This is a genomic window from Maribacter sp. ACAM166 (genome assembly GCF_005771495.1).
Classification (GTDB): domain Bacteria; phylum Bacteroidota; class Bacteroidia; order Flavobacteriales; family Flavobacteriaceae; genus Maribacter.
In genome coordinates, this window is sequence record NZ_VAUW01000007.1 from 32,807 (window position 1) to 59,009 (window position 26,203).

Annotated in this window: 10 protein-coding genes; 6 read left to right on the plus strand and 4 right to left on the minus strand. The window is 36.4% G+C overall.

Features of this window, described 5'->3' with window-relative positions; translation table 11 throughout:
* Window positions 1-74 precede the first annotated feature (74 nt).
* From ES765_RS07215 to ES765_RS07230, 4 genes are all read left to right on the plus strand, one after another.
* A complete protein-coding gene (locus ES765_RS07215; RefSeq protein WP_138112707.1) occupies window positions 75-3,635 on the plus strand; it encodes a VCBS repeat-containing protein in 3,561 nt (1,186 codons plus the stop codon).
* Between the two features lie 450 nt (window positions 3,636-4,085).
* A complete protein-coding gene (locus ES765_RS07220; protein WP_138112708.1) occupies window positions 4,086-7,427 on the plus strand; it encodes a VCBS repeat-containing protein in 3,342 nt (1,113 codons plus the stop codon).
* Between the two features lie 418 nt (window positions 7,428-7,845).
* The gene (locus ES765_RS07225; protein ID WP_249356269.1) at window positions 7,846-11,130 is read left to right on the plus strand and encodes a SusC/RagA family TonB-linked outer membrane protein; all 3,285 of its coding nucleotides are present in this window, start codon (window positions 7,846-7,848) and stop codon (window positions 11,128-11,130) included.
* A 23-nt stretch (window positions 11,131-11,153) separates the two neighbouring features.
* Complete coding sequence (locus ES765_RS07230) at window positions 11,154-12,908, plus strand: RagB/SusD family nutrient uptake outer membrane protein (protein WP_212744218.1); 1,755 nt, start codon at window positions 11,154-11,156, stop codon at window positions 12,906-12,908.
* Window positions 12,909-13,010: 102 nt separating this feature from the next.
* On the opposite strand, the gene ES765_RS07235 is transcribed toward ES765_RS07230, so the two are convergent.
* From ES765_RS07235 to ES765_RS07245, 3 genes are all read right to left on the minus strand, one after another.
* Complete coding sequence (locus tag ES765_RS07235; RefSeq protein ID WP_138112712.1) at window positions 13,011-14,219, minus strand: multiheme c-type cytochrome; 1,209 nt, start codon at window positions 14,217-14,219, stop codon at window positions 13,011-13,013.
* Window positions 14,220-14,237: 18 nt separating this feature from the next.
* On the minus strand, window positions 14,238-14,951 hold the full coding sequence (locus ES765_RS07240) for a prolyl oligopeptidase family serine peptidase (RefSeq protein WP_138112714.1): 714 nt from the start codon (window positions 14,949-14,951) through the stop codon (window positions 14,238-14,240).
* Window positions 14,952-15,125: 174 nt separating this feature from the next.
* Window positions 15,126-23,708 (minus strand): T9SS type B sorting domain-containing protein, encoded by an 8,583-nt coding sequence (locus ES765_RS07245; protein ID WP_138112716.1) that lies wholly within the window; start codon window positions 23,706-23,708, stop codon window positions 15,126-15,128.
* A 128-nt stretch (window positions 23,709-23,836) separates the two neighbouring features.
* On the opposite strand from ES765_RS07245, the gene ES765_RS07250 reads away from it, so the two are divergent.
* Entirely contained in the window at window positions 23,837-24,958 is a 1,122-nt protein-coding gene (locus ES765_RS07250) for a PQQ-dependent sugar dehydrogenase (RefSeq protein WP_138112718.1), read from the plus strand.
* 7 nt (window positions 24,959-24,965) lie between these two features.
* Window positions 24,966-25,367: a c-type cytochrome gene (locus ES765_RS07255; RefSeq protein ID WP_138112720.1), complete on the plus strand. Its 402-nt coding sequence runs from the start codon at window positions 24,966-24,968 to the stop codon at window positions 25,365-25,367.
* A 21-nt stretch (window positions 25,368-25,388) separates the two neighbouring features.
* On the opposite strand, the gene murQ is transcribed toward ES765_RS07255, so the two are convergent.
* Window positions 25,389-26,201, minus strand: a complete 813-nt coding sequence (gene murQ, locus ES765_RS07260; RefSeq protein WP_138112722.1) for an N-acetylmuramic acid 6-phosphate etherase — start codon at window positions 26,199-26,201, stop codon at window positions 25,389-25,391.
* Window positions 26,202-26,203 lie beyond the last annotated feature (2 nt).

Genomic DNA, 26,203 nt, shown 5'->3' on the forward strand with positions numbered 1-26,203 from the left:
AATTATGGTAGCCTTTTTTTTTGTTACTTCCATTAGGTTCTTGCATATTTGTAAAAGTATATTTCAAAATAAAAATGAAGAATTTAAAATTCCAAATAGCTATTTTTTTAACACTAAGTATTCTTTCAGGATGTAATAAGACGGAATCTAAACCACTATTCTCAAAAGTTGACACCAGTACATCAGGACTTAACTTTAACAATCAATTGTTTGAAAATGATTCCATCAACATTTTAGACAATGAATTTGTATATAATGGAGCAGGAGTTGCCATTGCCGATATAAATGGAGATGGTTTAGAAGATATATTCCTTGTTGGTAACCAGGTGGACAATACGTTGTTTCTCAATGAAGGTAAATTAAAGTTCAAAGATATTAGCAAAGAAGCAAATATTGGAAAAACAGACACTTTACAATGGTCTTCTGGAATAACGGTTCTTGACATAAATTTAGATGGATTACAGGATATCTATATCTGTAATACCTTTAGAAAAGATAGTACACTTAGAAAAAATCTATTGTATATTAACCAAGGAAATAGCGAAACAAATATTCCCATTTTCAAAGAAGAAGCTGCAAAATATGGTTTAGACGACCAGACCTATTCTTCTCATGCGCAGTTTTTTGATTATGACAACGACGGTGATTTAGATGTATTTATTGGAGTGAACCGTATTGAGGGAATAAATCCAAATGAATTTAGTCCCTTAACTGATGACGGCACTTCGAAAAGTAAAGACATATTATATGAAAATATTTATATAGACAGTTTAAATCAACGAAAATTTATTGACATTTCAGAACAGGCAGGTATTCGATATCATGGGTATAGCCATAGTACCTTAATCAATGATTTTAATGAAGATGGATGGCCAGATATTTATGTTGCGAATGACTTTCTAAGTAATGATTTAATTTATATTAACAATCAAAATGGCTCCTTCACAAATAAGGCTGGTGAAATTTTTAAACATTTTAGTCTTTCATCTATGGGTAGTGATATTACAGACGTCAATAATAATGGCCGTATGGACCTTTTCACGACCGAAATGCAACCTTACTACAATAAAAGAAAAAAACTATTTCAAGGTCCTAGCAGTTATCAAAAGGAAATTTTCACAAGAAAGTATTTATATGAGCATCAATACACACGAAACACTTTACAACAGAATTTAGGTATCAATCCAGAGAGCAAACTACCAATTTTCGGTGAAATTGGCATGTATGCTGGGGTGCAAGAAACAGATTGGAGCTGGGCCCCCCTATTTGCAGATTATGATAATGACGGATGGAAGGATTTACTTATTACCAATGGTTTCCCGAAAGATGTTACGGATCGTGATTTTGGTGATTTTAGAATTACCGCCAGTAGATTGGTAAGCAAAGAAAGGTTAATTGAAGCCATACCTGAAATTAAGATTCCAAACTTTATTTTTAAAAATTCGGAAGGAAAAGGTTTTGTGGATGTGACAAAAGACTGGGGATTGAATTTTGGCACTTTTTCTAATGGAGCAGCGTATGGCGATTTAGATAATGATGGAGATCTAGATTTAGTAATAAATAATATTAATGATCCAGTTTTATTAATGGAAAACCATTTAAATGAAATATCTCCAGATGAAAATTTCCTGAGAATAAAGCTCGTAGGAGAGGAAAACAACCCCGAGGCAATTGGTAGTAGTATTATAGCCTATTATGACAACCAACAACAGCGCCAATCATTACTTTCAGGTAGGGGATATTTATCACAACCAGAGAAAACATTTCATATTGGTCTTGGAAAAACAAAAAAAGTGGATAGTTTAAAAATAATCTGGCCAAACGGGAATGTACAAATTGAAACTAATAGTATCATAAATAAGCTAAACAAGTACACGTATCAACCTTCAAAACTTAGTGTAAATAATTATACTATTACACCCTTATTTAGCAAGGCATCAGATAGTCTAGGATTAAATTATTTGAGCAAGGATAATGATTTTATTGATTTTAATTTTCAGAGAACTTTACCACACAAATTCTCTCAATATGGCCCTTCAATTGCTGTTGGAGATATTAATGGTGATAATTTAGAAGATATTTTTATAGCCGCTAGTAGAGGTGAAAATGAGGCTTGGTTTTTACAGACTTCAGAAAGTACATTTACAAAAACTATAGTCTCGTATAAAAGTGATGAAAAGCTAGAAGACGATTCTAGCTCTTTATTATTTGACGCTGATGGAGACGGGGATTTAGATTTATATTTGGCTAGGGGAAGCGCTCAATATCCCTCAGGTGATAATTTATATAAAGACAAGCTATTAATTAATGATGGCAAAGGAAATTTCTCTGATTTTTCTGATGCCATTCCTGATTTGAACACAAATTCGACCTGTGTTAAAGCTGCTGATTTTGACAAGGATGGAGATTTAGATCTTTTTGTGGGTAGTAGAGTTTTACCATTTTCCTACCCTTCTTCTGATAGGTCCTATATTTTTGAAAATCAATCTGAAGGGGATACAATAAAATTTGTAGACGTAACCAAGAAGATAAACCCGAACTTAGAATTTCCTGGGCTCATAAGTGATGCTTTATGGACTGATTTCAACAACGATTTTTGGCCAGATCTGATTTTAGCAGGTGAATGGATGCCCCTTCGCTTTTTTGAAAACAGAGAAGGTAAATTAGTTGAAGTTACTGATAACTCTGGTATTCAAAACAAACTTGGCTGGTGGAATAGCTTATCTGCAGGTGATTTAGATAATGATGGGGATACCGACTACATAGCTGGCAATTTTGGTCGAAATATAAACTTTCAAGGTACCGAGGACCAACCTATTCGTTTATATGCAAAAGATTTGGACAATAATGGCTCAATTGACCCATTGCTATCATTTTATCTTAGAGATAGTATTGGTACTAAAAAAGAATACCTCTATCATCCGTGGCAAGATGTTATCAAACAATATGTCGGTATAAGAAAAAAATACAATTCTTTCGGAGCATTTGGTTCTGCTACACTACCTGAGATGTTTAGCGATGGCCTACTTGATGATGCCACCAAACTTAGTTTTAATTACATGGAAACGTCTTTAGTTGAAAATTTAGGTAACGGTAAATTTAAAATCCATCCGCTACCTATGGAAATACAGTATGCTCCTATCTATGGCATACTATTACAAGATATTAATGCTGATGAATTATTAGATGTTGTGGTTGTGGGTAATGATTTTGGGATGGAAGTTCAACAAGGCATGGCAGATGCATTGCTTGGTTTAGTTCTAAAAAATGAAGGTGATTTAAAAATGACAGCATTATCACTAAATGAAACTCACTTTTATGTACCTGGTGACGCGAAGGCTTTGGTCAATGTGAATTTGAACAACGGAAATGAATTAATAATTGCTTCTCAGAATAATGATTCATTAAAGATCCATGAGTACATCAAAAAAAGAACTGGTAAGCTTGTAAATTTCAAACCTGATGAAGTTAAAGCAGTTCTTAATTATACGGATGGCTCAAAAAGAATTCAAGAAGTATATTGGGGTGATAGTTTCAATTCTCAATCGACCCAAAACATTTTGGTTACTGATAAAATTTTAGAAATTAATTTCTTTAACAAAAGTGGAGGTATTTCTAGGAATCTAACTTTTTAAATGAATAGATAATTTGCATATAACTCAAGTAAAAATTACTTTCTTTACGTTTGATTAATCACCTAATCTACATGCATCACAAATCCATAAAATTACCACTTCGGAGCCAAATTAATACGTATAGTATATGCACAACAGGCTTTTGAAGAGTACATTCTTTGATTTGACTTAATATAAACAGGAGTAATTTTTTAGAAGCAGCTAACTTTATATTTCTTTTGAACATATCTATGGCAAACATAGATGATAAAATCTATCGAAGATTTCAAAATTTGATAAGATAGAAGTTTTTAAGTAATTTTTTTACATCCGTATTTAAGGTTGAACTATTTTATAGTCACTTGCAGAACATCAAGACGTGTAAGAAGTTCAAAAAACAAGCATTAGGTATACTTTATTTAGTTTATTTTTAAACTCATTTAATCGAGTTATCTTATTAAACTAAAATGTATGCGGGTTTTTTCAGCTATAGTACTACTATCTTTAACTATCAGTATTATTTCTTGTGACAACAAGAATAATACCCTCTTCCAACTTGTACCAGCCTCTGAATCAGGAATCGAATTCAACAATAAAATCATTGAAACCGACAGTTTTAATATACTCACTAGTGAATACATTTTTAATGGAGGTGGTGTTGCTGTTGGTGACTTCAACAATGATGGTAAACCCGATCTTTTTTTTAGCGGTAACCAAGTACCCAACAAACTATATCTAAATCTAGGTGATTTTAAATTTAAAGATATTTCTAAAGAGTCTGGCATTGAGGCTTTGAATAAATGGAATACAGGAATCGCCTTAGCAGATATTAATAACGATGGCTATTTAGATATATATGTTTGCTCCGCTATGCTGACAAAAGATGATGAGAAAGAAAATATACTCTTTATAAACCAAGGATTGGATGATAACCAAATACCTCAGTTCAAAAATAGGGCTAAAGAATACGGCATTGAAGAACCAGGCAATAGCATGGGCGCAACCTTTTTTGATTATGATAAAGATGGCCTTTTAGATTTATATGTTTTGAATAATGTTGATATACATGTCCTCCCTGCAAATTATAGAACAAAAATTACCGACGGATCGGCGCTAAGTAACGATAGATTATATCGAAATAATGGCGACGGAACATTTAAAGATGTAACGGTAGATGCAGGTATTACGATAGAAGGTTACGGCTTAGGCCTAGCAATTTCAGATTTAAATTATGATGGTTGGCCTGATATATACGTCAGCAACGATTATTTGACCAATGACATTCTATATATCAATAATCAGAACGGAACATTTAAAAATCAAATCAAAGAAAACATAAAGCATCAAAGTAAGTTTTCTATGGGAAATGATATTTCCGACTTTAATAATGATGGGTTTCTAGATATTATAACCTTAGACATGCTAGGCGCAACGAATCAAAGGTTAAAAACCACCTTGTCAGGGCACAAGTATACAGAATACATACTTAATGAAAGATATGATTATGAGTACCAGTATACTAGAAATATGCTTCAAAAAGGGAATGGTAATGGCGTTCCCTATAGTGAGATTGGATTAATGGCTGGAGTTGCAAAAACAGATTGGAGTTGGTCGCCTCTGTTTGCTGACATGGATAATGATGGCTACAAAGATGTGCTTATAACCAATGGATTTCCAAGGGATATCACAGATTTAGATTTCGGAGATTTCAAATTTAATGTCAGTCGATATTTAAGCCCGGCGCAGATTTTAGATTCAATTCCCAAAATAAAAATACCGAATTACGCATTTAAGAATAATCGGAATAACACATTTACAGATGCTAGTACATCTTGGGGCATTGGTATACCTTCTTTTTCTAATGGTGCTGCCTTTGCCGATTTAGATAATGATGGTGATCTAGATTATATCGTAAATAACATAAATGATGAAGCCCTTATTTTTCGAAACACAATTGATAAACAAAAAGAGACTAATCATAACTATTTGAACATCGACTTAATTGGATCTGCAACAAAATCAGTAGCCGTCGGAGCCAAGGTGGTAATTCGATTTGCAGATAGTACTTTTCAATTTCAAGAGCATCATACTTACAGAGGGTATATGTCAACTGTTCAAGATATTATTCATTTTGGTTTAGGTAATAAAACCCAAGCAAGTTCAGTAGAGATTCTTTGGCCCGATGGTAAGTACCAAAAACTAACAAATATTCAAAGCAATCAAAAAATCACCCTTGAACATTCTAATGCGTCGAATATCGCTTTTCAAGAGCTCATTTTCCCGTTAGCGCCAAAGAATAACATCCCTATTTTTAAGGAAGTATCTAGAACTATTGGAGTTGCACATCTACATCAAGAAAAGGATATAGTTGATTATAACGTACAACGAATTCTACCTCATAAATTTACCCAAAATGGTCCATGTATGGCTGTAGCGGACATGAATGGTGATGGAACAGAAGATTTTATCGTTGGTAGTTCTGCCGGTTTTTCACCACAATTATTTTTTCAGGATAAAACAGGGAATTTTATTCAGAAACCTCTATTCGACGATGAAGAAAACATACAGTATGAAGAAGAAGGCATTGCATTTTTCGATGTAGAGAATGATGGTGATTTAGATATGTATCTAGTTTCAGGAAGTAATGAATTTAAAGCAGAAAGCATACAATATACAGACAGGCTACTTATGAATGATGGTCATGGCAATTACACTATTGCGAAAGACCGATTACCGGCTATCAATGCAAGTGGATCTGTTGTAGTCACAGCCGACTATGATCATGATGGTTATGAAGACTTATTTATTGGAGGTCGAACTCCTTATTCCCAATATCCAAAACCAGAAAAAAGCTATTTACTAAAAAATGACAAAGGATTTTTAAAAGATGTAACTGACACAGTTGCTCCAGAATTACGAAATTTAGGAATGTTAACCGATGCAGTGTGGGCAGATATTGATTCAGATGGTAATGATGATCTGGTAATCACAGGTGAATTAATGCCCATAACTATTTTAAAAAACAACGTAACCAGTTTTAAAAAATTAGACAATACAGGGGTTGAAAATCTGTTAGGTTGGTGGGAAAGCATTGTTAAAACAGATATAGATAATGATGGTGATATAGATTTTATAGTAGGTAATTTAGGTGCTAACAATATATATCAACCTTCTTCAGAAAGACCCGTAACGGTAATAGCTAAAGATTTTGATTATAACGGCACCATCGATCCCGTGATGTTTGCGTATTATAAGGCTAGTTTTGAAAACCCAATATATAAGTCTTTTCCTGTAAATTTCTGGGGTGACTTAAATGGTCAAAGCCCTCTATTTAGGGCAAAATACAACTCATTTAAATCATATTCTAAAGCAACCATTTCTAATCTATTTAGTGAAGCAGAACTGCAAGGATCTACTACATTAATTGGTAATTATGACAAAAGTAGTGTCTTAGAAAACCTTGGAAATGGTACTTTTAAGCATAATCCTCTACCCATGGAAGCTCAAATTGCTCCTATTAATGGGATGATTACCCTTGATTACAATAGTGATCAAAACAGTGATATTTTAATGGTTGGCAACAACTTTGGTAATGAAATTTTTATTGGCAGATATGATGCCTTTAACGGTGGGCTATTAAAAAATGACACGAATGGAAATTTCAAATTTATTTCACCACAAGAGAGTGGTTTTATAGTTACTGGGGATGCTAAAAACATAAAAACTATCACTAGTAATTTAGAAAATAGGCCGTATTACATTGTATCCCAAAACAGGGATTCTATCAGAATATTTCAAAAAAATAATAGGTAATATCTAAAAGCATCGTCGTAGCAATAATTACTACATTCTATGGTGTAGAGTTTAAACTTTAAATCTTTCGTAGTCATTGCCAAAATGGGAATGACTGCGGAACTTGCTGAAGTTCATCTATTCCATTTTTAATGGTACTATTTATTTCAAAGTACGTATAACATTCGTTAAAATAATTGTAAAGAATCGATTTCAATGGATGTACACAACAATCAACGCAAATACATCACATCGAATAGACCCTTATTTCTCAGTAAACAACATCAGTTCAATGAGTTGATGATAATTGCTAATTAACATTACGAAAATAAATCACGAAATATTTAGCATGTAAGACAAATATTAACTAATATTAACACTTATTCATTTTCAACTCAAAAATGAAAAATTTAATTATTTAACTAAACAACAACTTATTATGAATCAAAAACTAGATTACAAATCGGTAAAATCCAAAGGAAGATTATCTTTCCTTAGTACTGGGTTTTTATTGATTTTAGCTTGTATTTGCACCCAAAGCATGGTAGCAAATGAAAAATTAAATGCTTTAACAGATGTTAAACTAACTATCGTTCAGACAACCGTTACAGGAATGGTTTCAGATGAAATGGGCCCATTACCTGGAGCTAGTGTTCTAGTGAAAGGTACGACTAACGGTACCCAAACGGATTTTGATGGTAATTTCACTATCGATGCGCCAAGTGATGCTACCTTAGTTGTTAGCTACATTGGTTACAAATCGATGGAAGTTGCTATTAACAATCAAACCTCCATTAATGTAACACTGCAAGAAGATGCCAGTAGATTGGACGAAGTAGTGGTTACCGGTTATGGTTCACAGCTCAAAAAAGATTTGACAGGTGCAGTATCAGTTGTAGATGTAGATGAGCTTTTGGCGACTCCTGCAACAACATTTGCGCAACAATTACAAGGTAGGGCAGCAGGTGTCAGTATTATTAACGATGCACGTCCAGGTGGGGAAGCTACCGTACGTATTCGTGGTTTTGGTACCGTAGGAAACAATGACCCTCTTTATATTATTGATGGTGTACCAACCCAAGCTCAAGCAAATTTAAATCCAAATGACATAGAGTCTATGCAGATTCTTAAAGATGCTTCTGCTGCTTCTATTTATGGATCTAGGGCTGGTAACGGTGTAATTATCATTACCACTAAAAAAGGTAAAATGGGCGCCCCAAAAATTACGTATGATACGTATTATGGTACGCAGACTGCAGACAATGATGTTGAGGCATTAAATTCGAGAGAATTAGGGCAATATTTATATTTAGCTGACCTTTATGCTGGTAAAACACCAGGTCACGGTCAATATACCTTTGGCGCTAATGGAGAGGTAACTATACCTGATTTTGTTTTCCCAAGTGGAGCAAATCAAGGAGATACAGGTACAGACCCAAGCCTTTATGCTTTAGAAGAAGGCAATATTTATGCCATTACAAGATCAGCAGATACTGATTGGTGGAAAGAGGTAACTCGTTCAGCTCCTATTCAAAGTCACAACATTACTGCATCTGGTGCTACTGATAAAGCCAGATATGCTTTTTCTTTAGGCTATTTTTCTGCTGACTATATTACAAAGTTCACCAGTTATGATAGAATTTCTATGCGTGCCAATACGGAGTTTAAAGGATTAAACGACAAGCTAACAATTGGCGAAAATTTTACAGCGTCTTTTGATAATCAAAAAGGGAGATTTGCTAATGATGAAGAGCAAAACGTAGTCTCCGCAGGTTACAAACACCATCCTTTATTACCTATCTATGACATAACTGGAAATTTTGCCGGTAGTAGAGGTGCCAACTTAGGAAACAACTTTAACCCATTTGCGAGTTTATCAAGAGATCAAGATGATAGAACGTTCCGTTTGAGACTTTTGGGTAATGTGTATGCAGATTATGAAATAATTGAAGGTTTAACTGCTAGGTCAAGCTTTGGTGTTGATGTTCGTGCACAGAGACAAAGAGATTTAAGCCGTCCTCAACCAGAATATGTAGAAGGAAACTTTATCAATAGTTCAACTGCAAGAGAAGAATATGAGTACCAATGGACATGGACCAATACATTAAATTATGCTAAAACATATAATGAGGTTCATAATTTTTCTGCCTATGTAGGGGTTGAATCCATTCAACAATTTGAAGAACGTTTTGGTGCTAGTCGTCAGCGTTTTGCATTTAACACTCCAAATATTTTAAGTTATCTAGATTTAGGTAACGCTACGACAGCAGGTAATTATGGTTTTGTAAACCAAGATTATACACTTTGGTCACAATTCGGTAAAATAGATTATAACTATGACGGAAAATACCTTGCTGGGGTTACACTACGTAACGATTCCTCTTCAAGATTTCAATCAGCTGCCCGTAGTGCGTTATTTCCTGCATTCAGTTTAGGATGGAGAATGTCTGATGAGAATTTCTTAAAAGATGTTTCTTGGATTAATGACCTGAAAATAAGATACGGATGGGGAACAACTGGTAATCAACAGATAGGTGATTACAATGCATTTACAACCTTCCGTTCAGATATTGGTACAGGTGGTTACCCGATTGATGGTAATACCGGTTCACCTACAATTGGTTTTTCTACCGCATCTTTTGGTAACGCTAATGCAAAGTGGGAAACAACCACATCGAACAACTTTGGTTTAGATGTAGTCATGTTTGATAACAAAGTTAATTTCAATCTAGACGTATGGGATCGTGTTACTACAGACATGTTATTTCAAGTTCCTGTTACCTATACTGCAGGTCAGGCAGACGCACCACGATTTAATGTGGGTGGTGTAACGAATAAGGGTATTGATCTTAATTTAGGTTTCAGTGATAAAAAAGGTGATTTTGGATATAGCGTTAATGCTAATCTATCACAGTATACCAACAACGTCGATAAATTGAGCGAAAGTGCAGACACCAGATTTTTTGGTGGATCAAGAAGGGTACCAGCCTTAACGGTTACTCAGGCAGGATCTCCACTATCTTCGTTTTATGGATTCAAAACGGTAGGTATTTTCAATTCGCAAGCTGAAGCAGATGCATGGCCAACCTATGGTGATTACAATGCTCCAGGTAAATTGAAAGTTGCAGATATTAATGGTGACGGTGTCATCAATGATGATGATCGTACCGTTATTGGTAGTCCTCACCCAGATTTTACCTATGGTATCAATCTTGATTTCTCGTACAAGAATTTAGCACTTAACATCTTTGGAAATGGTTCTCAAGGTAATGACATCTATAACTATGTCCGTTATTTTGCAGATTTCAACACCTTTCAAGGTAACAGATCTAAACGTGCTTTATATGACGCATGGCAACCTACTAACCCAACAGCTGCACCAAGTGCTTGGATAGCTGCTAACCCGAACGCAACAGTTCCAATTATGGATGCGAACGACCAAATTAGTAGTAGACCATCATCGTATTTTATTGAAGACGGTAGTTTCTTTAGACTTAAAAATGTACAATTAACGTATAGCTTTCCTGAAGAATTGCTTTCTTCTATTGGTGGCATTTCTAGAGCATCTATATATGTTCAAGGCCAAAACTTGGCTACGTTTACCAAATACACAGGTTTAAATCCTGAAGTTCAAACAGGAAACAATACAAACCTTGGATATGATGGTGGATTCTTACCAGTTTCTAGAACCTTCTTAATGGGTCTTAACATTACATTAAACTAATTTAAATGCAAAAAATATATATCATGAAAAAGAGGAATTTAATTTTCACAGCCTGTCTCACCGCACTGGTGTTTATAACCGGGTGTAGTGATGAATATTTAACACGTGAACCTCAAGGCAGTTTTAGCGAAGGGGATGTAAAAACTGCAGATGGGGTTGAAGGACTTCTTATTGGGGCCTATACCATGGTGCCTGGCGGTGGTCTAACAGGCCAGACTTGGCACAATGACATCCATAGCTGGGTATTTAACATTGCTTCCGATGATGCCTTAAAAGGTACCGATGCAGGTGATCAACCAGAACAATCTTTTATTGAAGGGTACGATTTTCAATCGTTCAACATTCATATCAGAGATAAATGGAGAGGTCTATACAAAGGTGTAGCAGCAACCAATCTGGTTTTGACTACGCTAACAGATGTAGAGGATATTAGTGAAGAAAGAAGAGCACAGATTACTGCAGAGGCACGATTCTTAAGAGGTCTTTTTCATATGGAAGCTAGAAAAATGTGGAGAATGCCCACGTATATAAGCGATGAGAATTATGCCCTTAATGATTTAGAGAGCACAAAAATCCCTAACGATAGGGAAATTTGGCCGTTAATTGAGGCTGATTTAGAAGCAGCAGCAGCTGTTTTACCCGCAGCACAAGGCGATGTAGGTAGACCAACAAGTTGGGCTGCCAAGGCTTTTTTAGGTAAAGCAAAAATATATCAAGGCTTTGATACCAATGGAAGTCCTAATCTTGCCAAGATGGGTGAGGCTAAGGTCATATTAGATGATATTGTTAATAATGGGCCATTTCAGTTAATGGATAAATTTGAAGACAATTTCAAAGTAGCTACTCGTAACAATACGGAATCTATTTTTGAAGTTCAATACGCTATAAGCAGTGCATCTGGTGATGCTTCTAATAGAGGTATTGGTTTGGCGCACCCTTACACAGACCCTTGGGGATGTTGTGGGTTCTACCAAGCTTCACAGAATTTGGTTAATGCGTATAAGACTGAAGATGGATTACCTATGTTAGACACGTTCAATGATACTAACGTTTCATCTGAAACAGATGAAACCACTACCTTGTCTACGTACACAGGTACATTGGATCCAAGATTAGACCATTCAGTTGGTCGTCCAGGTATTTTATATAAAGGGTTTAAGATTTATCAAACTGATTTTGTACGTGACCTTTCTTATGCTGGGCCATACTTCTCTATGAAACATGTTGCTGAACCAGAAGCTTTTGGTCAAGGTGGCTGGGGTAACCTTTCTGCCAATAACTACAGAATCATGAGATTAGACATGATTTACTTATGGTTAGCTGAAGCAGAAGTTGAATTGGGTGATTTAGAAAGAGCCAAAACATTGGTGAACCTTGTACGAGCAAGAGCTGCAAATCCTGATGGGTTTGTTCCAAGAGCTACACAAGGTGAAGATCGTAATGACTTTACTATTGAAGCGGGCACACCTGCAGCAAATTATGATATCAACACGTATGAAGATGCTTGGACAGATCCTGTAACAGCTAGAAAAGCAGTACGTTTTGAAACACGTCTTGAATTTGCTTTAGAAGGTCATCGATTCTTTGATTTACAGCGTTGGGGTATCGCTGCAGAAGTACTTAATGCATATATCGCTAGTGAATCACAGCAAAGAATTTATTTACAAGGTAGATCTTTTGTAGAAGGGAAAAATGAATTCTTCCCTATTCCAATTGAGGCGATTGATAGATCTTCAATCGAAGGTCAGCCAACATTGACACAAGATCCGGCTTACTAGAATTTAAAGAGTACTATTAAAGTATTGTTGTTTGAAGGGTGGTTAAAATTTTATTTTAGCCACCCTTTTTTATTGGGAATATTCATGAAAGTACAATCAACACTATTTATAGATACCTATAAGATGAGTTCTTATATAAACGGGTATTTCTTTTGATTCACGTTCCAGCTTTAGCTTCATGACTTCAGAAGGCACTAAAGGCATATGACAAGAAACACAATTCTGTTCATTATCATGATTATGGTTTTCAACCACAGTATTTAGGTCGTTTGTATCGTGGCAACTCAAGCATTTTGAATTAAAACTATTGATATTACCTCTCTGGTTTTTATGAGGATCATGGCACGTAATACAATCCATTTTTGGGGAGTTTACAAAACATTCACTTTCACTTAGTAATCCCATTTGATTCCCGTGTACATCTAATTTAGTAGTGGTAGTTCTGTTCTTATACGTTTTAGAGAACAAGGCTAAAGTATCTCCAGCCAAAAATGAAAATGGATTACCCTTAATTTGCTGGCTTTGTAAGCCAGAATGACATACTGCACATGCATCTAAACGTTGCTGTCGTGAATATGCTTTAAAGTTATCAACGAATTTACCAGTTAAGACATTAGGGTTTAAACGGTGATACTTAACATGCTCCTCAGAAGGCCCATGACACCGCTGACAATCTATTCCAAGCAACATTTTTGAACGATCATAAGTATTCCCGATTCCAGATTCGTTTATATTCTTGGCAAAGGTTACATGACATTTTAAACAATTATCATCGACCTTTCTATTTAGCGTATAGTCAGGAAAATTTGGACTATTAACCCAAGAGCCGGTTGGTTTAAAGTATGATGCTTGTAGCTGTACTAATTTACTATCGTTCCAACTAAGATAGCTTTGGCCTTTAACCCCAGAGCCAATAACAATGTCTATTTTAGATTTGGTTGTACTCGTGTCGCCAAACTTCGCTTTTGATAGTTGAAAATACTGATCATTTTCTGCCATCATTTTCAACCGAACACCTTTTAAATTCAATTCGTTGGAACCTGCATGAAAACTTCCTTTAATGTGTTCTTTAGCTGCCGTAGATGATGTATTATAATGAGCAGTTTCTAGATGGGTAGTATAAATATCTGCATGACATTCCATGCAGGTCTGAGATCCCACAAAATTGGAACCGTTATAGTGGGTAGCTACTATTTCAGGCTCAAGATATGCTGAGACTTCAATAGAAGTCTTCAAATACCAAATTCCATATAGTAACAATAAACATAGAATTAAAAATACGCTATACTTTAAATTCTTCTTACTACTCATACCTGCTAAAAAATAAAACTATTTCAATTCTTGATTCATAAACCATTCGTAAAGCGCCTCAGTTTCATATGCTTTAATCCACGCACTATGTCCTACATTAGGATATTTTGTAAATATAACATCATATCCCATTTCCTTTAATTTAGCTACCATAGTTTCAGATTCAGAAATAGGAATTGATTTATCTTTTTCGCCATGAAATACCCAGATTGGCATTTTTTTATTAATCCATGACGCATATGGTAAAGGCGTCATTCCACACACTACGGCCATTGCTGCAAATGTTTCAGGGTATTGCACGGCTAACTCCCAAGCTGCTCCGCCTCCCCTACTCAACCCTGTTAGATAAATTCTACTCTTGTCAATTCTATTTCCATCAACTATAGAATCGAGCAACTGTTTTACTGCTCTAGTATTCCACCACTTTTTTGCATTCGGATTTTGTGGGGCAAGTATCAAAAATGGAAATTTTTTACCTTGAACGATTAATTTTGGAGGACCATTTCTTTTAACGGTAACAAGGCTATCGCCAGATTCACCACCTCCATGTAAAAAAAGTAATATTGGAAATGTTTTTTCTGGCTCCTCTTGGTAGTCTTCTGGATAATATAAATAATAGGCGAGCTTCTCCTTTACACTTGTTTCCATCTGAGCATCTATAAGAATAGGTTTACCCTGAGAAGCACAGCTCTGAAAAATAACTAATAAAATAAAATATGAAATATACTTCATCAACGATAGCAAAATTTGTCTATCAAATGTACCTAAAAAGGATTGTTTTTAAAGTCAAAATAAAATGAAGCCCAGAATTATAAGCTTATAATTCTGTTTTAAGATACCTTAAATCTGGTGTTAAAACAAAAAAGGAGATACATTTTGTATCTCCTTTTTACAGCAATCTTTTAGTTATCTATATAATGTAAAATGACCTACGTATCTAATTTCATTCTTATTGGCATTTACTACATACCAGTAATCCCCTGTTGGAACTTCCTTACCTTCATACGTTCCATCCCAACCGTTGACTTCATTTAATACAGCTACCACTCTACCATAACGATCATATATCTTCACAACTACACCAGCAAATAAACCTCTATTTTTTGGAGACCATACATCATTTAAATTATCTCCATCTGGTGTAAAGAAGTTAGGAAATTCTAACATACCCGTAAACTCGAAAGGTACGTTTAGCTCTAGAACGCATCCTTTTGCATCTATCACTCTAACGTTTACCATTCCGCTTTCATTGGTAGTGAATGTTGTTTCCTGCCCGTATGATTCACCGTTAAAGAAGTATTCATATTCACCGTAGCCACCTGTTGCTAAAGCCATAATTTCATTAGGTCCTGTTTTATCGACAGCGAGACTTAGTGGCTCATAATTTTCTATAGTGAACTCTACATTATTTGTACAGCCATTTTCATGGTAAATATATACAATATGCTCGCCAGCGGGTAAGTCACCCCATACATACTCATCTGTTGCGTTTGCACTTATTGCATCTGTTGGGTCTAAAGGGTCAAGCGCAAACATAAGTTGAGGAAATAGCCCATTGTCCAACATATTAATAATTGTTGTACTTGTTGGAAAAATACCCTCACAACCATACTGAACCTGTGGTTCTGCAGTTAAATCTACCCCTATATCAATAGTGAATATTTCTGTGGTTCCGCATAAATTAGCATCTTGAATATAGATTGCATAAGATGCTCCTCCTTGTAAATCCTCAATAATAGTACCAACGTAAGGTGCAAATATGGAGGTACCTGTTTCATCTACAGGATCAATCATCTCAATTTTATATTCAAAATAAGGGGAAGGACTCACTGATATATCAGTAAATGGTGTACCCCCAATAATATCAAATACAACTGAACCATTATTAGCACCAATACATAGCTCTGGAGTAGTACTCGTATTTATAACCTGAACCTGATCAGGTTCCTCAACGGTAATGAAATCTTTTTCAAAACAACCATTTTCATCTTGTATCAATATTTCATAAGTACCTGCTTCAAGTTCATCAAAGGTATAGGTGCCAGGATTATCTGAATCACTAAAGAATTCATTAAAATTAGGCGCTATGGCAAACTGAATTAAACCACCACCACCATTACTCACAGAAACCGTAATAGAACCGTCTGCTTCTCCATTACACGTTACATTGGTTGGTACAGCGTCAAAAATTATCGGTTCTGGTCTTATAATTTCAAAAGGACCCGCAATATCCATACAAGTAGCTCCGCTAGTTACAGCGATGTAATAACTTGTTCCTTCAGGAAGACCTTCAAATGTGCCATTCTCTTGAGGGCCTCGAACTACTGTAGCGGTAGGTGCAGGATTGAAGGCATCTAACGGGTCACCCTCATAAAGATAAAAGAGGTCTTGCCCTACCCCTCCATTTACAAAAGATTCTATTCTACCGTCCAATTCTGAAGCACAAGAAATATCATCTGGCAAATTAGGTAGTAAGGTAATGCCTGTTGCATTGGTCATTGTTATACCATTAGACCGTACTGGCGGACATGCTCCCGCAGCGTTAACCTTTCTAACATCAAACTGATAGGTAATACCCTCAACACCAGAAATTAAAACTGAATTTCCGGTCATAGGTTGATACGTTCCAATGATTATATCATTTTCAACTCGCAAGTACTCATAGTTAAATAAAGAATCAGGATTCTCGACCGTTAACCTCATCTCACCATCGCCACCACAACCTGGCACCCTTGTTTGTACTAATAAGGGCTGAATTGGTGGTGGTGGGTCAACATAATAAGCTTCTGTCACATACGAACAACCAAAGCTTGATGATACTTCGATAGCATACCATCCTGCACTAATATATCCTCCACTATCGCCAATAAACGTAGGTGTGTTTTGTAATCCACTTTGTGATACGATATCGGTAATATCATTACTATTCAAATAAAGTAACGTATAGTTATAACCGGCTCCAAGAAAACCACCGCTTGCTCCTGCAATTGCAGTTAACACATCTCCCGAAGTTGTATCATATGCTTCTAACACCGCATTGTTTCCGTTAGGACAATCCAATCCTTGTGGCTCTCTGATACCAGCAACAATTTGCGGCACTTCCTCTAATTCTATCTCAAAAGTGTTGGTACATAATTCAGAATCCCTTATTTCTACCTGATAGAATCCGAAGGTTAAATCTATAAACGAATTCACATTCGAAAATGGAACTACCTCTGTTGAATAAGTAGCACCTCCATCTATACTCAATAGCAATCTATATTCATATGGCAAAATATCCCAACCACCAGTACCTGTGGCCTCAATTTCTCCTGTATCATTTGTACAACCAACATTACCAATTGAAATAGCACTTACTAGTAACGGACCATTTGGCGTTCTAATATTTGCAACATTACTTGTTGATGGGCAAAATGGTATTCCGGTTGATACTACGTCTACAATCAAATTACCCCCAATCAAATTTTCGATACGCGCCGCATCTCCACTAATATCTGGATAGTTATTCGTATCAAAGCTTCCTGTTGCCAATGGTGTCGCTCTTGTAACATCAGTAGCTTCATAAACTATATAATCAAAGGTTCCGCTGTAATTACCGACAGTGATAAACAATGCACCATCATTCCCTGGCACGGCACAACTTACTGGCTTTGCTTCACTTATTACTACAGTAGGTGATTCAGATTCATTTACCGTATGTACAGGCATAGGGTACGTACAACCAACTGTATTATCTGTAATTTCAAATAAATAATCACCAACGTCTGAAATATATACATCTACATAGTTAGTACCAGAAGCATTTGTTACTGGGGCAACTATAGTTACAGATACCGTATTCACCGTAAAATCAGTTGTGCCTATTACTTCTATACGGACACGTTCGTCATCTCTACAATTTAATGCATCTATTTCGATAATTGTTGGCACTATATCCGTAGGTGGATTAATCGTTGGCACATCAAATGTTGTCTGACACCCATTACCATCTATTGCATAAACCGTAATATCTTGTGCAGAACCTGTATCTACTATCTCAAATGTATTACCTGTTTGATAATTGGAGAAACCGGTAATGCTATACTGATATCCTGATCCAATTGTACCAGCGTCAATAATACCAACAGTAATAATTGTTGAACTGTATCTATTTGCGCCTGGCTCACAAGTAAAATCTGGTGCGCTAGCGGTTATAGCAAAAGCTGCTGGATTATCTATAGTATGCACTGCAGACAAAACTTCACAATTACGAGCCGTTACCACTTGAACTTGATAGTCACCTGCAGGCAGCCCTGAGAATGACCCTGTTGTATTTCTATCGTGTTCTGCAGACGTTGTTAGGTTATTTAAAATAAAGGTTATTGGTGTGTCTTGTGATGTAAATGGCACCAAAGCATTTGCAGGACCCACAACAACATCTATGTGACCATCATTTTCATCTCTACAGCTAATATCAAATGGTTCTTCGGATATAATTACCGGTTGTGCAGCTTGATTTAATATAATATTTGAAACGGTATCGTCACAAAATCCAAAGCCATCGTTTACAATAAGATCCGTAATTAGAACTTCATAATTCCCCGGAGCTAATCCTGTAAATAAAGGATTATTTATCTGAGTATTTGGTCCTACAGCATTAGAGTTGTAATCCGTTCCTGTAAGGACATAACTAAAATCACCACTACCACCGTTAGTGAAAATTCGAATTTCACCATCTGCATCATTACAGGTGCTATCGGTCACAAAATCTCCTGTTGCTGATAAAAAGTCATATACAGTAGCAGTACCCTGACTTGTGCAACCATTTGCATCAATTACATCAACCACATAATCACCTGGACTGCTGACAGTATAAGTATACTCCCAATTTCCACCTACTAATGTTGGCAACTGTTCATCTCCACCCAAAGTAAATCTCGGAGTGTTAACCGAACCCGGTACTCTAACCGTAATATCAAAAGCAGTAGACGTAGGATCACATTGATTTACAACCGTAAAAGTAGGTACTGGTAAATCTGGTTGTAATAATATTACCGTGGCAATATTGAATGAAATACATCCTGAGATATCTCTAACATATACGTCATAATCACCTTCAGGTGCAACAAAAGTTGTTTCATCGGTATAATCAGATGGATATGTTGGTATCACCCCATTATCCATATAAGCAAATTCATAAGGTCCTCCGGAACCACCACGTCCTTGAACAGTTATCTGTCCCAATGCATTACAATTTGCAGGCACCTCTAATAGAATATCTATACTCGGTAAATTTTGACTAATGATAACAGATGCAGCATCCGTACAGGTGTCAGTTAAATTGGTTACCAATATTTGATACTCTCCCGGTAACTCAGAATACGTACCAGCATAAGGTAAGGAAGTTGTCGTTACAGAATTCTCTAGAATAATGCTTGAACCATCTTCATTATTGATTAGTACAATTCTTAAATTGTCGCCAATTGTATACCCAATTATATCATAAGCTATTTCTCCGTTCCTATTTAAATCACATGCTCCAGGAGTTGAATTAGCTGTAACTTCTAATGAAGAAAAACCATCTATAGGAGGAATTTCTTGCTCATAAGTACAATTTGTTACTACATCTAAAACGACAACTGTATAGGCTATACCATATTGAATGCCATCTATAGTATTACTAAAAGTATGGTCATTTGCGCTTGGTGTATCGTTCAGGTTGTAAAAACTGGGCTGATCAATTAATCGGATTTGATATGAACCAGAACCACCACTAACACTAACTGCATAGGTAAACGCATTAACATCACAATCTATAGGTGTTGGAGGTGGAATTGGAGTAATAACTACTTCATTAGAAGTAATTGTAACTGTATCAATATCAGTACAACCATTTGAATCAATTGTAGTTATAGTATAATCACCTGTTACTAAGCCTGAATGTAAAATTTGTAAAGGAAACAAAGAAGGGTCTACACCCTCTCTACGAGTAACCTCTACCCCAGTGTTATTTTCTATTATAAAATCAAAATTAGGAGTACCATCTAAAACTACATCAACACTTATCCCTCCACTAACCGGACCGCTACTACCACATACTGCTGGCACTTCGGTAATTGTTGCGTCTGGAGGTGACGTGGTATCCAAAATAATATCAAAAGTATCGACAACTGTTTCACAACCTCTTGCATCTCTTACTATATATGAATAAGTGCCTACCGCTAAATTGGAAAACACTGTTTGTGTATCCCAACCTGCTCCGTTAAAATTCACTTGATATGGGGGTACGCCACTGGTTGCATCAGGTATTATTGTAACAGCACCATTATTAGTTGAACTACAACTTACCGGCCTGGCCACATAAGAAGCCGCAGCAATGTTTTGAGGTGGATTCAATTTGATAACCACAGAATTCGCAACACAACCACTACTGGTCGTGTTATTATCGGTAATTCTGAAAACGTAATCCCCTGGGATTACAGTATCAAATAAAAAACTGTTCGAAGAAAGTGCTATTGGTGCACCAAACGTAACTCCATCATCTGCACTAACCTCATATTGTTTTGGTCCCGCTCCCGCAGTATATCCCCCATTAACACTTACCCTAATTTGACCTGGCGCTCCCCCACAAGGTATTTCGGTCTCTATACTGGTATTAACTCTTAATTGAGGCTCAATAGTAACAGGAAGGCTATCGGAACAATCATTTCCATCAACAACTTCAATCGTATAATTTCCTGGGGCAAGACCCGAAAATGAAGAACTAACCTGTAATGTTCCCCCATTAATTCTATACTGATGGGTTACTAATGCTGCCGTACCAGCACTAGAAGAGACTGTAGCCGTTGCACCAACTCCAGCAATGTAACAAAAATCAGATGTAGGCCCATCCAAAGAAATTGAAGGTGGAGCAATAAGATTTAAATCGAATGTAAAAGTATCTGTACAGCCTTCAGAATCCTCCACCGTCAATGTGTAGGTTCCGGCAGCAGAAAGATTACTAAAGTTTCTTCCAGATTTTGGACCTACTTGAGAGCCTGTTGGCGGTATTAATGTATATCTAAAAGCTCCCCAACCACCTGTTGCTGTTGCTCTAACCGCACCCAAATTTCCATTCGAACAACTCATTGGAGTAATCGTACTACTACTCAAATCCAAAACCGGAGCTTCTTCAATAACGAACGACGCTGTATCAGTACATCCAGTATCTGCATCTGTTATTGTGATTGTATACGTACCTGCACCAGATAATGGTAAATCTACCTCGGTGTCGCTCTGTGGTGCCGAAGTAGAACTTCCATTAATACTATAGGTATAATTATTTTCAAAACCATCAATTATAAATGTTCCGGTTCCATCAGCAGCTCCATTACAAACTCTTAAGTCTCCGCCAGACTTTACCCTCGCCCTAATAGAACTAAAGACCACTGGTCTAAATCCTTCCGTATATGTGCAACCATTTATATCGGTTATTTGAAAAATATAAGCTTGAGAAGTAAGCAAACCAATGAAGGTATTAGAATTGCCATTATCAATATAACTTGGACTTATAATTTCATATCTATTTATAGCTGCGTTACTGGTTGGAGTCAATTGGACATCAGATGTTCCTGCTGCACAACTTATATTACTTTGCGTAAAATCTAGATTCGTTGGTGGGTCAACATCAAAAATTTCAATAGGAGTCAATTCTAAACGGCAACCACCTGCATCCCGAATAATAGGTGTATAAATTCCTTCAGATAAATTGATGTATGACGTAGTAGCGGTAAAGTTTACTCCATCAATACTAAAAACATAACCGCTACCTGAACCGCCTGAAAATGGACCGACGAAATCAATTTGACCTCCATTCGTACCACCAATGGTACAGGTGACATCAGAAATTTTATTCGCAGAACCGGTCAAAGAACCTACCATGCTTACTGAAACCGATGGTAAGGCCAAAGTACATTCAAAGCCACCTTGCTGGTACCGTACTTCTATATTAGTATATGTCCCTGCTGACACCGTAATTTGAGGTGTGCTAACCCATGATTCAGAAGAGCTTTCTCTGTACGAAATATTATAACCCCTACCGTTATTAATTGTAAAATCTAATTTTGCACCCCCGTTACTACAACTACCATCAATACCAGCTACTGTAACATCTGGTGGTAATAATGTTTCGACATCAGAAGAAGCATTAATACTACAACCATTACTATCGGTTATCACAAAATCATAGGTACCATCAGAAGTTACAGTATACGTAGTAGTACCAGAATCTGTTGAGGCATTCCCAAATGAAGGTTGAACCGGACCTCCATTGACCCTATACGTATAAGGTGCAGAACCCCCAGTTGTATTTAGAGTAATATCTACACTAGATATATCAGAACAGCCAAAACTATTGTTAACCTCTGTGGAAGCATCTAATGCTGAAGCTCCTGCTCCGATGGTCAAAGGGTTACCACTGGTGTCTAAATTTTGTCTTGGAGGATTAATTCCATTTAATGGATCACCTGTACACTGTTGTGTTTCAACTTGAACCGTGTAGGTGCCAAAACCAACTGCAAAAAATGTGTATGGATTATCTGAAACAAACGCTGTAAACTCCTGAGCCACTCCACTTGAATTCAATAAGGTATACTTATAAGGACCAGGTACATTTGATGCTGTTACCGTAATACTACCTGTATCACCACTACACAATGCATCTTGAAAAGTTGCAGATATTTGAATATCCTTTTGTTCAATAGTAATGGGTTCATATGGATACTCACACGTATTAACCGTATTCTTTAGTCTAGCCTTTATATTGTAAGTACCCGCTGCTAAATTGGAAAAAATAGCGCCTTGCCAAGCTCCAAAACCACTTCCGCTATTCATACTGTACTCATAAGAACTAGATAAATTGGTAATCTGAATTCTACCATCCACTCCACAGATATAATCTTGTTTTACATAGGTTTGGGTAATTGTACTTTTTTTAACCTTGAAATAATATGTTTGTCCGTCTGCAATTACGCGATACTCTGCACCAGAGGTTGAAGGAACCGTACTTGCATCCAACAAAAAAGTTTGTCCACCAGAAACTTGGGTATAACAAGAGCCTGTATTAGGACACTCTGTATTTATATCTGGGCTACAAGAACCCCCCAAGATTTGCCAAGATACATTCGCATAAGAACCACCGGACAAGCTGATGATGCGGTCATCAAAATCTCCACATAGATTAAAACGAGCTATCGTGAAGCCGTTATCATCACAGTTAACAATATTATCCGCTCCTTGAATGATGGTCGCAAACATTGCTGGTGCAGTCACATTTAATTTGGGAGCTACATTAATATTTTTATCTAAAGTGGGTCGTTTTTTAGTGGTAATTGAAACAGCCTTTTCAAGTACTAAAGATACTTCCTCAAATAAGGTACTTACCTTAGAATTGGCTATTGCCGTAGTACAAGCTACTGATAATAGTATCAGAAGTAATACATACAGCGTATACCGCTGTTGTTTTGGGAGCATAGGTTAAGAATGTTTTAAAAGAACAATTCGATTTGGGATCTATATCGCTCTTTAGTTGTAATTTTTTATACTTATTTTTTATCTTTAAATAATCATTAGTTCTCTCAATATATTTTTAACGTCCAAATATGAAAAATAGTATCGTTCTGAGTCTTTTATTCGTTGTAATACTCAACTATTCTTGCGCACAAGATGCTGAAAATAAAGCCACTACACCAAATAGTCCTGTTTTTAAGGCTGAGCTGTTCGTCGATGAGCTACAGATTCCATGGGGGTTTACCTTCCTTCCAGATAAAAGTATTTTAATAACTGAAAAAGGGGGAGAGCTGATACATTTTTTGAATGGAAAAAAATCGATAATCGGTAATATTCCTGAAGTTTATCAACGTGGCCAAGGCGGACTTTTAGATATCGCACTGCATCCTAATTATAATGAAAATGGATGGATTTATTTAACCTATGCATCTTCTGAAGGTGAAGAAAAAGGAGGACATACAGCACTTATGAGAGCAAAGCTTGACAATAACTCCCTAACAAATATAGAACAACTCTATAAGGCTGTTCCCAATACCACGAAAGGTCAACATTTTGGTTCAAGAATTGCCTTTGACAATGACGGTTATCTTTACTTCTCAATTGGAGAACGAGGTAATAGGGATATAAACCCTCAAGACATAACTAGAGACGGCGGAAAAATTTATCGTTTATATGATGATGGGCGAATTCCTGAAGACAATCCGTTTGTTGATGTTGATGGTGCCAAAACAGCTATTTTTAGTTATGGCCACCGCAATCCCCAAGGCCTGATAAAACATCCTATAACTGGTGAAATTTGGGACAATGAACATGGCCCAAGAGGTGGAGACGAAATTAACATCATAAAAAAAGGTGCCAATTATGGATGGCCCTTAACTACCTATGGAATCAATTACAGTGGCACACCAATTACCGACGAAACTACGATGGAAGGTATGGAGCAACCTATTCATTATTGGGTTCCCTCAATTGCACCTAGTGGCATGGCATTTGTCACCTCTGATACTTATAAAGATTGGAAGGGAAGTTTATTGGTGGGTTCGTTGGCCTTTCAATATTTAGAAAGGCTAGTTTTAGAAGGCGATAAGGTTGTAAAACGTGAAAAACTTATGGCCGATTTGGGAAGGGTACGCGCAGTACAAGAAGGACCAGATGAGTTGATATATGTTGCAGTCGAAGGAAAAGGTATTTATAAATTAATTCCCATAAAATAATTACAAAATGAAATTGATACTTCCACTATATGTCTTAACCGTATTTACTTTGGGATTTTTATTGTATCAAGAATCCGGTCTTAAAGAAAGTATTAAAAAAGGCAGTGAAATTTATACCGATTTCTGTGTGAACTGCCATTTAGACAATGGTAAAGGGGTTCCATTCACGTACCCTCCGTTGGCAAAATCTGACTATTTAGAAAAAACCAGAGAAGCATCCATACATGCTGTAAAATTTGGTTTACAGGGAGAGATAATAGTAAATGGGCTTACTTATAACAACACAATGACCTCATTAGGACTAGAAGATGAGGAGATTGCAAATGTCATGAATTTTATAATGAACTCTTGGGGAAACACGCAAACTAAAATGGTTACCGAAAAAGAAGTCAGTGCTATTGAAAAATAATTTTTATATTTAATAGAAGTATTATTCCCTACCCGCCTCCACGGCCAATTTAACTGAACCATGCTTTTTGAGCAGTTTTTCAGCTTCTGAATAATCAACCCCTAAATCTTCCATAATATAGCGGATACCACGATCAACCAATTTGTCATTGCTTAGTTGCATGTTCACCATCTTATTTCCCTTAACTCTACCTATTCTAATCATTAAAGCAGTAGATATCATGTTCAAAACCAATTTCTGAGAAGTACCACTTTTCATTCTGGTACTGCCCGTAAGAAACTCAGGTCCGACATTAATCTCAATAGGAATATCTGCTATTCTAGCTATTGGTGCACCAGGGTTATTCGTTATTGCAGCGGTAAGAATACCGTTCCGTTTTGCTTCTTCCAATCCGCCAATAACATAAGGCGTGCTGCCGGAAGCGGCAATACCAACGACAACATCGGTATTATTAATATCGTGCATTTCTAAATCTACCCACGCTTGATTCGTAGCATCTTCCGCATTTTCCACTGCCTTTCTTATGGCTATATCACCACCAGCAATTAATCCGATTACACGTTCATGGGGCATTCCAAAAGTTGGTGGAATTTCAGAGGCATCCAAAATACCAAGACGTCCACTAGTACCAGCACCAATGTAAAATAATCTACCTCCCTTTTGAAAACGTTCTGCTAATGCGTCAACCAATTTGGTGACTTGCGGTATGGTCTCCTCTACCGCCAAAGCAACCTTTTTATCCTCTTCATTAATTTTTTTCAAAATGGTCTCCGTATCCATCAACTCCAAATTTTCGTGATTAGATGGGGTTTCAGTAATCTTTTTATAGTCCATAC